7 protein-coding genes are annotated in these 12,321 nt (G+C 46.7%); 5 read left to right on the forward strand and 2 right to left on the reverse strand.

Going from position 1 to position 12,321, the window contains the following annotated elements; translation table 11 throughout:
• Positions 1-54 precede the first annotated feature (54 nt).
• Positions 55-1,671, reverse strand: coding sequence for a sodium/proline symporter (locus tag IEU85_RS03395; protein WP_229714707.1), 1,617 nt, complete (start codon positions 1,669-1,671; stop codon positions 55-57).
• A gap of 432 nt (positions 1,672-2,103) precedes the next feature.
• On the opposite strand from IEU85_RS03395, the gene IEU85_RS03400 reads away from it, so the two are divergent.
• From IEU85_RS03400 to IEU85_RS03410, 3 genes are all read left to right on the forward strand, one after another.
• Positions 2,104-2,682: a xanthine phosphoribosyltransferase gene (locus IEU85_RS03400; RefSeq protein ID WP_188354797.1), complete on the forward strand. Its 579-nt coding sequence runs from the start codon at positions 2,104-2,106 to the stop codon at positions 2,680-2,682.
• A 207-nt stretch (positions 2,683-2,889) separates the two neighbouring features.
• Positions 2,890-4,260, forward strand: a complete 1,371-nt coding sequence (locus tag IEU85_RS03405) for a nucleobase:cation symporter-2 family protein (protein WP_188354798.1) — start codon at positions 2,890-2,892, stop codon at positions 4,258-4,260.
• A gap of 154 nt (positions 4,261-4,414) precedes the next feature.
• Positions 4,415-5,668, forward strand: a complete 1,254-nt coding sequence (locus IEU85_RS03410) for an MFS transporter (RefSeq protein WP_188354799.1) — start codon at positions 4,415-4,417, stop codon at positions 5,666-5,668.
• A 110-nt stretch (positions 5,669-5,778) separates the two neighbouring features.
• Here the strand turns inward: IEU85_RS03410 and guaA are convergent, their stop codons facing one another.
• Complete coding sequence (gene guaA, locus IEU85_RS03415; protein WP_188354800.1) at positions 5,779-7,341, reverse strand: glutamine-hydrolyzing GMP synthase; 1,563 nt, start codon at positions 7,339-7,341, stop codon at positions 5,779-5,781.
• A 505-nt stretch (positions 7,342-7,846) separates the two neighbouring features.
• Between guaA and IEU85_RS03420 the strand changes: the two genes are divergently transcribed.
• Positions 7,847-10,327 (forward strand): phosphoketolase, encoded by a 2,481-nt coding sequence (locus IEU85_RS03420; protein ID WP_188354801.1) that lies wholly within the window; start codon positions 7,847-7,849, stop codon positions 10,325-10,327.
• 308 nt (positions 10,328-10,635) lie between these two features.
• Complete coding sequence (pta, locus tag IEU85_RS03425; RefSeq protein ID WP_188354802.1) at positions 10,636-12,303, forward strand: phosphate acetyltransferase; 1,668 nt, start codon at positions 10,636-10,638, stop codon at positions 12,301-12,303.
• Positions 12,304-12,321: the final 18 nt, after the last annotated feature.

Below are 12,321 nucleotides of genomic sequence, written 5' to 3' on the forward strand. Positions count from 1 at the left end.
ATCCATGGACAATTCTATGAATGATAAAACTCAGGCAATCTACCATACACTCAATCAGGCATGTTCTTCAATACTGTGGTGTTGCGCCGAATCCAGCATCATATCGCCGACAGTACGATCTGCATCCATATAATGATCAAAAATATACGTAATATGCTTGCTTGGAGCAGGTGTTGCCAAAGAAACTATAATAATAGCAAGCAACGCAATAATAAAGGCCGGTAGCAGCTCATAAATACTAAACATGCCACCAAGTGGTGCAATATATCGAGGCCAAATCAGCACTACAATTGAGCCACTAATCATTCCTGCAAGGGCTCCCTGCCAGGTAGTTCTGCGCCAATACAATGAGCACAAAACCAAAGGCCCAAACGCAGCACCCAATCCTGCCCAAGCATATGACACTACCTCAAAAATGGAGGAATGTTGATCCCAAGCCACAGCACAGCCGAAGCAGAAAATCAGTGCCATGGTGATACGCGCAACAAACATCACTTGGCGATCGGTAGCCTTGCGATAGAGCAATCCTCTAAACAAGTTTTCAGCTACTGCTGATCCTGCAATAATCATATAGCTTGAAGAGGAACTCATTGATGCAGCAAAAATACCCGAAACCACAACGCCACACACAATAGCCGGCAACAGCATTTGCGAAAGTACGATAAAAATAGTTTCTGCGGAAGCCTGGCTTAAAAATTGTGTCGGTAGCATGGCTCTACCTACTAAGCCAATAGCAATTGCACAAGCAAGAGAAATAACGCACCATGTGGTGGCAATAATGCGAGACTGTGTAATTTCATCCGCATCTCGAATAGATAAAAAGCGCACTAATACTTGTGGCATGCCGAAGTATCCTAGACCCCAGGCCAGCAACGAAATAATAGTTATGGCGCTCATAGTTTGCGGCTGACCAAATACCGGCATACCTTGCTGTACTGCCTGCAATCCTGTAGCCTGATCAAGCACTGCACTAGCTGTTTGATTGCCAGAAATATAGCCAGGAATGGACTGTAATACTTGCGCTACATGTTCAATACCGCCTGCACTAGCTACAGTACCGGTAAACACCACAATAAGTGCGAAGAACATGAGCAGACCTTGGATAAAGTCTGTAGCAACAACGGATAAATAACCGCCAATCACGGTGTAAGCGAAAACAATAATGGCTCCCAAAATCATCATCAAGTGATAATCAAAACCGAACAATGTGTCAAAAAGCTTACCGACGGTTACAAAACAACTGCCGACATATACTGAGAAAAAAACAATAATAATAATCGCAGCAAGTGTAGATAGGATATTTTTTGAATCATCAAAACGTTTTGAAAAATAATCAGGCAACGTAATAGCATTGCCGGCAGCTGCAGAATATCGACGTAACCGCTTAGCAACCAGTTTCCAATTAGCGTAGGTGCCAATAGCCAGTCCAGCGGCAGTCCAACCCGCATTCGCAATTCCCGTAGCATATGCCAGACCGGGGAGCCCCATAAGCAGCCATCCTGACATATCAGAGGCTTCTGCACTAAGCGCTGTAAGCCAAGGACCTACTCCCCTGCCGCCAGCAAAATATTGTGAAGCCGAGGAATTAGACCGTTTCGAGTAGAAGAATCCCACGGATAGCATGGCAGCAAAATACACTACCATTGCTAGTAATACCCATAGATTGTTCATATGCTCTCCCCGTCTTTCACCATGTCGATTGCTGCGCGCTGTGATGCTCTGTAATGCTCCGTGTGCCTGTTTTCGAGCCATCATGTACAGAACTAGCATGTGCAGTATCAGCGTATATAGCCAGTATGCATAACTTTTGATCTACAACTTCACCATTGCCATACCAACACATATCTACTTATCAAATTACCGGCAGTGGCGACATTATCTTATATTGCTTATGATTCGTAACCGTACTTCATGCATACTGAGCTACAACTCGACACAACTATACGCGATACTCTGCCTGAGGTCAGTATCCGGCGCTAATGTGCATATACATTACTATCACAACCAGTATTACGATAGTGCTCGCGTTTTACTATACGAAAATGGAACGCAAAACGCATCTACAGGAAGTTGCGGCACTAGCGTACTCGTGAAAGAGGAAATATGAAGGAACTCGAAGAGCGCATTCGCAAAGAAGGTACTGTTAAGCCAGGAAATGTACTAAAAGTTGATGCTTTCTTAAACCACCAATGCGATGTTGCGCTCTTTGACCAGATGGGTCAGGCTTGGGCTGAGCATTTCGCAGGCAAGCAGATTGATAAGATTTTAACTATTGAAGCTTCTGGTATTGGCATTGCCTGCTGTGCTGCACGTCATTTTAACAATGTGCCTGTAGTTTTTGCGAAAAAAGCTCAATCTATTAATCTCGATGGCGACCAGTATTCCACTAGCATTTATTCGTTTACTAAACAACGTGAGTTCCCCGTTATTGTTGCTAAGAAATTCCTCAATCCCGGCGAGCGCGTGCTCATTATTGATGACTTCCTGGCCAATGGTAAGGCTTTACGTGGGCTTTTAGATATTTGCCAGCATGCTGAGGTTGAAGTGGTTGGCATTGGCATTGCTATTGAGAAAGGCTTCCAGGGCGGTGGCGATGATTTGCGCGCTGAGGGCTACGATGTTGATTCTCTCGCCATTGTAGAGTCGATGGATCCTGAAAGCGGAACTATCGTATTCCGTTAAACATAAGCTCACTACTCTTACTCACTACTATTGCTAGAGTGAGCTTTTTCTTATTCTTCCCACAAACTGACATAGTTATACTGCGGCTATGTCATGATAGGTATGCGCATACTGCATACTGTTTACAGTATTGATTCAAATGTCGATACCGTTGATACCAGTGTATGCGCTATACCTGCCCATACATTAGGGATTGAAGAGGAAGTTATGAGCAAATCAACAAGCTCACCATCAACCATGTCCAGTGAAGCATTAAGTAGCTTGGACGCTCCAGTATCATTCTGGAAGGGCATTCCATTTGGTTTGCAGCATGTTATGGCAATGTTCGTTGCTAATCTTGCCCCTATTTTTATTGTGACCACAGCTGCTAAACTTTCGCCAGAGCAATCAGCAAGTATTATTCAAGCAGGCTTGCTCGTTGCAGGTCTTGGCACTTGCTTGCAGCTGTATGCTATTTGGCGAATTGGCTCGCGTTTGCCTATGGTAACTGGCATTTCGTTTACCTATGTTGCAGCAGCAGTTGCAATTAGCTCTACGCGCGGATACGGTGCTGTAGTTGGCGCTGTTATTGTTGGCGGCTTTATCGAGCTTATTCTAGGTCTAACTGCTAAATATTGGCGACGCTTTGTGCCACCTATTGTTTCTGCAATTGTAGTGACTTCTATTGGTTTCTCATTGCTCAATGTTGGTGCTACAAGTTTTGGTGGCGGTTCTGGTGCTAAAGATTTTGGTTCTTGGCAAAATCTTACCCTTGGCTTGATTTCATTGGTCGCCTGCCTTGCTTTCCAACTGCTGATGAAAGGTACATTAAAGCAACTTTCTGTCCTTTTTGGTCTGGTAGTTGGCTATATTGCCGCTATTGTCATGGGTAAAGTTGATTTTTCAGGGTTTGAGCATCTTGCTATTGTTTCAGTGCCAAAATTCATGCCATTTGCTCCTGAGTTTGATTTGGGTGCCATTATTTCTATGGCATTGCTCTATGTCGTCTCCTCTGTTGAGGTATTGGGCGATACAGCAGCATTAACCAAAGTAGGCTTAAACCGTGCACCAACGGAGCGTGAAACTGCTGGCGCTATTGCAGGAGATGGTTTGATTTCTTCTGTGTCTGGTTTGTTTGGTTGCCTTCCTTTGACGAGCTTTGCGCAGAATATTGGTCTTGTTGCAATGACCAAGGTAGTCAATCGCAAGGTGATTCTTTCTGGCGGTCTGATTTTGGTATTGGCTAGCTTTGTACCAGCTATTGCTGAAGTCTTTAATTCGTTGCCTCAGGCTGTGCTTGGCGGCTGCACTATTATGATGTTTGGTTCGATTATTCTTTCTGGATTCCAGATGATTGCTGAAGCAGGCTTCTCACAGCGCAATATTACTATTGCAGCATTAAGCTTGACTATTGGCATTGGTTTTACACAGGTAAGTGATATTTTTGTACACTTCCCTCAATTATTCCAGCAAATTTTTGCACAAAACTGCATTGCTGTTGCGTTTGTGGTTGCTGTTATTTTGAATGCCGTATTGCCTAGCGAAAAGCATTTCTTGGCAGCTCCTACTGCTACTGAAGACTCTGAGCAAACTAAGTAACGCAAGCAGGGCAAAGTTTCTCTGTGAGCATCATGCACCGTGTGTGAATCAGTATGGTATAGTATGGGTTTGCACACGGTGTTATTACGTTGCACATTCCGCCTAACTATTCGAATGACTTTAACGTGATGGAGATTGCCCTGTAATGGACAATATGAATAGCACCGCTTCTAAGCGCCACATAGACCCGTGGATGGTAGCTATTGGCACAGTGTTTACCGGAGAACTTATCTCTATTCTTACCAGTGCTATAGCTCAGATGGGTCTGATTTGGCATATTATTATGGTCACGCACTCCCCGCTGTCAACTACGTTGGCGACGCTGGTCGGCTTTATTCCTACGGCACTCTTGGGACCTTTTGCTGGAGTATTTGTCGATAGATTGCCTTTGAAAGCCGTATTGATTGGCGCAGACCTTTCTATTGCTATCGTGAGTATCCCTATTGCTGTATTGGCTATTGTGATGCCCAATATTCCGGTCTGGGTTATTTTTGTTATTCTTGCACTGCGCTCTTTGGGACAGGCGTTCCACAATCCCGCATTTAACAGTATGACGCCGCTGATTGCTCCAAAGCATGTGCTCGATAGGCTTTCTGGCATAAGTCAAGGTGTGCAGTCTACTGGATATTTAATTGGTACAGCTCTTGCTGCAGTTATTTATCCGGTTGGCGGACTGGGTGCCATGATCGGACTTGACGTAGTTGGCGCAGGTTTGGCGTGCATATGCGTGGCATTTACGCGCTTTGCCGATACGCGCAATCGCGAGCGCGAGGAGACTAACGGTGCAGGAGAAGCGCTGCGCGCCATCGTACAAGAAGCGCTAAGCGGGTGGAAAGTGATTCGCGCTGACAAGGGATTATTTGCCTTGATGATGTGTGATTTCCTCTTCACGCTTGCTTTCTCACCTTTGAGCGCACTGTTTGCTATCTATGCCATTGATTATTTCCATGCTGGCACCACTGGCGCTTCACTTACTGAAGTGAGTTGGTCACTCGGCATGATTATTGGTAGCGCAGTAATCGGTATTACCGGATTGTTCAAACCGCGCTGGCTCTCCCCTGTAGTGGCATGCCTAGTATTTGGCGTGGGGCTCGTCGCGTGTGGCGCTGTACCTCCGAGTGGATTTATCCCATTTATTGTGATCAATACGATTATGGGTTTGGCTATGCCGATGTATAACGCCGCTATCACGGTGTATATGCAAGAGCGCATTCAAGCAGAGTTCCTTGGTCGCGCGTTTGCATTCTTTACAGCGCTGTCAACTTGGGCACTGCCTGCAGGGCTTATCGTCTCATCGTTCTTCGTTGATTCGATTGATCTGCCGCTTTGGTTTATTGGGTCGGGTATTGCTATTACCGTGCTTGCTGTAGGTATGTTCTTCTCTTCGACTATTCGCTCTTTGAAATAATATGGCACCAAAGTACACTAAACAACAAAGCTCTGGGAAAACCCAGAGCTTTCGTTATTCACTTAAGCTAATCACTTAAGTGCTTGTAGCAAAACTACAAATACAGCACACTACTCCCACTCGATTGTGGCAGGTGGCTTGCTGGTTACATCAAGCACTACGCGATTGATCTGACGGCATTCGTTCGTAATACGTGTAGAAATACGAGCTAATACATCGTATGGTACACGAGACCAATCGGCAGTCATAGCATCTTCTGAACTCACTGGTCGCAGCACAATTGGTGAGCCGTACGTGCGCTCATCGCCTTGCACACCCACAGAGTGAACATCAGCCAAAAGCACTACTGGGCATTGCCAAATATCACGATCTAACCCTGCCTTGGAAAGCTCTTCGCGAGCAATAGCATCGGCCTCGCGCAGCACATCAAGACGCTCTTTAGTGATTTCGCCAATAATTCGAATACCAAGACCAGGACCTGGGAATGGTTGACGCCATACGATTTCGTCTGGAAGTCCAAGCTCTGTACCAATAGCACGCACTTCATCCTTAAACAAGGTGCGCAATGGCTCAATCAGCTCAAACTTAAGGTCCTCTGGCAAGCCCCCAACATTATGATGACTCTTAATATTGGCAGCGCCATCACCGCCACCAGACTCTACAACATCTGGATAGAGCGTGCCCTGCACCAAGAATTTAACTTCTTTGCCTTGTGCACCAGCTTCTTCAATAACTTGACGCTGCGCCTTCTCAAAGGTGCGAATGAACTTTTCGCCAATAATCTTGCGCTTACGCTCCGGCTCAGTAACACCCTTCAAAGCGGTTAAGAAGTCCTCAGAAGCATCTACCGCAATCAGCTTAATACCAGTTGCTTCAACAAAGTCATGCTTGACCTGCTCAACTTCGCCTTTGCGAAGCAAACCGTGATCAACGAATACGCAAGTAAGCTGGTCACCGATTGCCTTATGTACTAATGCTGCTGCCACTGCAGAATCAACACCACCGGAAAGACCACAAATGACCTGAGCGTCGCCAACCTTTTCGCGGATAGCGGCAACTTGGTCTTCAATGATGCTCTGTGGATCCCAGTTATCCTTTAACCCGGATACACGATGCAGGAAGTTTTCAATAAGCTCTTGACCATGAGGCGAATGCTTCACTTCTGGATGCCACTGCACGCCATAGAGCTTGCGCTTATCATCAGCCATAGCTGCAACTGGAGCACCATCAGTATGTGCTAATACTTCAAAACCTTCAGGAGCTTGCTTTACAGCAACACCATGACTCATCCACGTACTCTGCTCATCATCTGAGCCTGCAAGAATTCCGCGAGAATCGGTAACTGTGGCTTCAGTTTTGCCGTATTCTCCAAGTGCCGCACGGTCTACATCACCGCCGAGTTCGTGGGCCATAACCTGGAAGCCGTAGCAAATACCCAGCACTGGAACACCAGCCTCGAAGATTTTTGGATCAATTCCAGGAGCACCTGGCTCGTAAACAGAAGCGGGTCCGCCGGAAAGAATAATTGCCTGCGGATCTTTAGCAAGCATGTCCTCAACAGGCATCGAATGAGGTACTAATTCTGAATATACGCGAGCTTCTCGCACTCGACGAGCAATAAGCTGCGCATACTGTGCACCAAAATCGACAACAAGAACTGGTCCTTGCGCCATTATTCACCTTTCATCTGCATTGCACGAATTATGAGAATGCTAACACATACAGCTCACTTTTTTAAGTGTTTCAAGCTAATTGCATGAAGTAAGCGCATAAACTACTTTAGTGATATATAAGGCAAATACATGTAAGGTTATGTAATGCTTAAATTATGTTCTGCTCTGGCAATAGCGACACGCCACGCATAGTATCGAAACTGCTTTGCGCTATGTCATGTAATTATTGAGTTTTACCGTGCAAATTATGCTGAAGCCTTGAAAAGACTTGTAATTGAGCTTGGAATGCAATGTTACGAGCAAACACAATACTTGCGTTTTTGTTAGAAAATTATACATTTTTGAACATTTCTTGACATGCGCCACCAAATACGTCCGCTCAATCACATACCATTATACCGATTGGGAAGCGCTTCCTGTGCACGTTCCAATAGGTCTGGCACAGGACTTGCAAGCCCTGACATAATAACCGATCGCACTAACGTGCAGGAGTACAGGAGTACACATGACTAGTCCTGTTATTGGCACCCCTTGGAAGAAGCTCGACGCTCCTATTTCTGAGGAAACCCTTGAGGCTGTAGATAAGTATTGGCGTGTTGCCAACTACCTGTCCATTGGCCAAATCTATTTGCGTAGCAATCCTTTGATGAAGGCACCATTCACTCGTGATGATGTCAAGCATCGTTTGGTTGGTCACTGGGGAACCACTCCAGGTTTGAACTTCCTCATTGGTCACATCAACCGTTTGATCGCTGATCACCAGCAGAACACGGTAATCATTATGGGCCCAGGCCACGGTGGACCTGCAGGTACCTCACAATCCTACATCGACGGTACTTATACTGAGTACTTCCCACAGATCACCAAAGATGAAGCTGGCCTGCAGAAGTTCTTCCGCCAGTTCTCCTACCCAGGTGGTATCCCATCTCACTTCGCACCAGAGACCCCAGGTTCCATCCATGAAGGTGGCGAACTTGGTTATGCTTTGAGCCACGCTTACGGCGCTGTAATGAACAACCCAAGCTTGTTCGTCCCAGCAATCGTCGGCGACGGTGAAGCAGAAACTGGTCCTTTGGCAACAGGTTGGCAGTCCAACAAGCTCGTCAACCCACGTACCGACGGTATCGTTTTGCCAATCTTGCACCTCAACGGCTACAAGATTGCAAACCCAACTATTTTGGCTCGTATTTCTGATGAAGAGCTCCATGAGTTCTTCCACGGTATGGGCTACGAACCATACGAGTTCGTTGCAGGCTTCGACGATGAAGATCATCTCTCCATCCACAGCCGCTTCGCAGAATTGCTCGAAACCGTATTCGATGAAATCTGCGACATCAAGGCTGCTGCACAGACTAACGATGTGGATCGTCCATTCTACCCAATGATCATCTTCCGTACTCCTAAGGGCTGGACCTGCCCTAAGTTCATCGACGGCAAGAAGACCGAGGGTTCATGGCGTGCACACCAGGTACCACTGGCATCTGCTCGTGACACCGAAGAGCACTTCAACGTATTGAAGGGCTGGCTCGAATCCTACAAGCCAGAAGAGCTCTTCGATGAAACTGGCGCTATTAAGCCAGAAGTGACCTCCTTCATGCCAACCGGCGAATTGCGTATTGGTCAGAATCCAAACGCAAACGGCGGTCGTATCCGTGAAGATTTGAAGCTCCCTAACCTCGAGGATTACGAGGTAAAGGAAGTTGCACAGTATGGTCACGGTTGGGGTCAGCTCGAAGCTACCCGTCGCCTCGGTGTTTACACCCGTGACATCATCAAGCGCAACCCAGATTCCTTCCGCATCTTCGGACCTGATGAGACCGCTTCTAACCGCTTGCAGGCTGCTTACGAAGTAACCAACAAGCAGTGGGATGCAGGCTACTTGTCCAAGACCCTCACTGATGAGCATATGGAAGTAACTGGTCAGGTTACTGAGCAGCTCTCCGAGCACCAGATGGAAGGCTTCTTGGAAGGCTACCTCTTAACCGGTCGTCACGGCATCTGGAGCTCCTACGAGTCCTTCGTACACGTTATCGACTCCATGCTCAACCAGCACGCTAAGTGGCTTGAGGCAACTGTTCGTGAAATCCCATGGCGTAAGCCAATCGCTTCCATGAACTTGTTGGTATCCTCTCACGTATGGCGTCAGGATCACAACGGCTTCTCACACCAGGATCCAGGTGTGACCTCCTTGCTCCTGAACAAGACCTTCAACAACGATCATGTAGTGAACATCTACTTCCCAGTAGATTCCAACATGTTGCTCGCTGTTGCTGAGAAGGCTTACAAGTCCACCAACCAGATTAACGCTATCGTTGCTGGTAAGCAGCCAGCTGCAACTTGGTTGACTCTTGACGAAGCTCGCGAAGAGCTCGAAAAGGGCGCAGCTGAGTGGAAGTGGGCTTCCAATGCTAAGTCCAACGACGAAGTTCAGGTTGTTCTTGCTGGCGTCGGCGATGTTCCAACTCAGGAAATCATGGCTGCTGCTGATAAGCTCAACGAGCTAGGCATTAAGTTCAAGGTTGTTAACGTTGTGGACTTGCTCAAGTTGCAGTCTGCAAAGGAGAACGACGAGGCACTTTCTGACGAAGAGTTCGAAGATCTCTTCACTGCAGACAAGCCAGTTCTCTTCGCTTATCACTCCTATGCACATGACGTACGTGGCTTGATCTTCGACCGTCCAAACCACGACAACTTCAACGTTCATGGTTACAAGGAGCAGGGCTCCACTACTACCCCATTCGATATGGTTCGCGTCAACGACATCGACCGTTACGAATTGGTAGCAGAGGCACTGCGCATGGTTGATGCTGAGAAGTTCGCTGACAAGATCAACGAGTTGGAAGCATTCCGTCAGGAAGCATTCCAGTTCGCAGTTGACAATGGCTATGATCACCCAGACTACACTGACTGGGTATGGCCAGGCGTCAAGACTGACTTGCCAGGTGCAGTTTCCGCAACTGCTGCAACTGCAGGCGATAACGAGTAATTACTGTATATTACTTTCAGTAAGTTATACTCTAGGGGCTGGTTTTCCAGCCCCTTTTCTATATCTCGACATCTTTCTCAATTCTCTGTTCAGAGCATGTATGACGTGTGCACATATTCATGCATGCTCATCGAGTTACTGGCTAACCAACTTTTGGCAACATCATCATAAAATGTAAATTACATCACATTTTATGCGCGTCATCTTCTTTGACTCCGTTACTAGAGCAAGTACAGTCAAGAACACGGCTTACCATACTTATGGTATGTGCACAGAAGCACATCATGGAGAAACAAAGGAGTTATGCTGTGAGTTTTACCAGCGTGTACATTGCCAGCCCTGAAGCTGCAAACGGTCGTAATCTAGTTGCATATGCTGTAGTACGTGCATTCGCACAGCGCGGAACAACATCCGTATTCCGCCCAGCGGCATGCAAGCATGAATCATTTACTCAAGTATTGCTTAATGCTGCCGGCGTACAGCAATCACGTGAGAGCGCTGTTGCCGTATGCCCATGCAATGTACGTGATGACAAAGAAGGCGCCCGCGGAGATATTGTGCGCACCTATGGCACTGTTATCGAACAGCAGCAACCTCAATATATGGTTGTAGTGGGTACTGATAAGTCAGCAGTCTTTGACCCACAAAGCTTTACCTTCAATGCTCAGGTGGCGGCTGATCTGAAAACTCCAGTATTGCTTGCTGTATGCACACGTCATCGTAACGCCAAGCAACTGCGCGAAACTGTAGCGCTGCTCAAGAGCACTGTAGAAGATGCAGGTCAGCATGTAGCTGGTGTAGTTATCACCGGATGTGATGATGAACGTGCTGTAGAGCAAAAGGCTACTCTTGATGAATTCGAGCTTCCAGTTTGGACGATTCCTCCATACGATTGCGAAACACAAAAGCAAGCAGAAGCTACCTACGATGAGATTGCTGCACATATTCCAGCTCAAGAGCTTATTGCTGCACTTGAATCAGAGTTTGCTCAACCAACCACCCCTTATGCCTTCCAGGCTGATTTGTTGGCTAAGGCAAAAGCCTCCCGTAAGACCATTGTGCTGCCAGAAGGCGAAGAGGATCGCATTATCAAGGCAGCTGATTATTTGCTTGAGCGCGATATCGTTGATTTGATTATCGTTGGCAATAAGGATGCTATCCTTGCTCGCGGTCAGGAACTTGGATTGCAGTCCTTAGACAAGGCTCAATTCCAAGCAATGGATGATGAGACTGTACTTGCACCAATGGTTGACAAGCTCTGTGAATTACGTGCAAAGAAGGGTATGACTCCTGAACAAGCACGTAAGCAGCTTGCAGATCCTAGCTATTTTGGCACTATGCTGGTAGTACTTGGCAAAGCTGATGGTTTGGTATCTGGATCCATTAATTCCACCGCTAATACTGTGCGTCCTGCGTTGCAAGTTATTAAGACAAAGCCAGGCGCTTCCCTTGTTTCTGGTGCATTCTTAATGTGTTTCAAGGATCATGTCGCTATTTTTGCTGACTGCGCCATTAATCTCAATCCAAATGCTGAACAGCTTGCTGATATTGCTTTGCAATCTGCTGAAACTGCACGTGCTTTCGGCATTGAGCCTCATGTTGGTATGCTTTCCTACTCAACCCTAGGTTCCGGCAAGGGATCTGATGTCGACTTGGTGGAAGAAGCCACAGCTATTGTTAAGCAAAAGGATCCTGAGCTCAAAGTTGTTGGCTCTATCCAGTTTGATGCTGCATGGTCTCCTGTTGTTGCCGCTACTAAGGCTAAGGGCAATGATGTTGCAGGACATGTCAATGTATTTGTATTCCCAGATTTGTGTGCTGGAAATATTGCATACAAGGCTGTACAGCGCTCCTCTGGTGCTCTTGCCATTGGTCCTGTATTGCAAGGCTTAAACAAGCCAGTTAATGACTTGTCACGTGGTGCTTTAGTAGAAGACATTATTAACACTGTCGCTCTTACTGCTGTCACCGCCTGATAAGTATATGCGGTTTGT

Source organism: Galliscardovia ingluviei (assembly GCF_014635685.1).
GTDB classification, from domain to species: domain Bacteria; phylum Actinomycetota; class Actinomycetes; order Actinomycetales; family Bifidobacteriaceae; genus Galliscardovia; species Galliscardovia ingluviei.

What these genes read in the sequence shown, in the direction of transcription:
- guaA (WP_188354800.1), bottom strand. Translation starts at nt 7,341, where the DNA reads ATGGCGCAAGGACCAGTTCTTGTTGTCGATTTTGGTGCACAGTATGCG.
- IEU85_RS03410 (WP_188354799.1), top strand. Translation starts at nt 4,415, where the DNA reads ATGAATAGCACCGCTTCTAAGCGCCACATAGACCCGTGGATGGTAGCT.
- IEU85_RS03420 (WP_188354801.1), top strand. Translation starts at nt 7,847, where the DNA reads ATGACTAGTCCTGTTATTGGCACCCCTTGGAAGAAGCTCGACGCTCCT.
- IEU85_RS03395 (WP_229714707.1), bottom strand. Translation starts at nt 1,671, where the DNA reads ATGAACAATCTATGGGTATTACTAGCAATGGTAGTGTATTTTGCTGCC.
- IEU85_RS03400 (WP_188354797.1), top strand. Translation starts at nt 2,104, where the DNA reads ATGAAGGAACTCGAAGAGCGCATTCGCAAAGAAGGTACTGTTAAGCCA.
- IEU85_RS03405 (WP_188354798.1), top strand. Translation starts at nt 2,890, where the DNA reads ATGAGCAAATCAACAAGCTCACCATCAACCATGTCCAGTGAAGCATTA.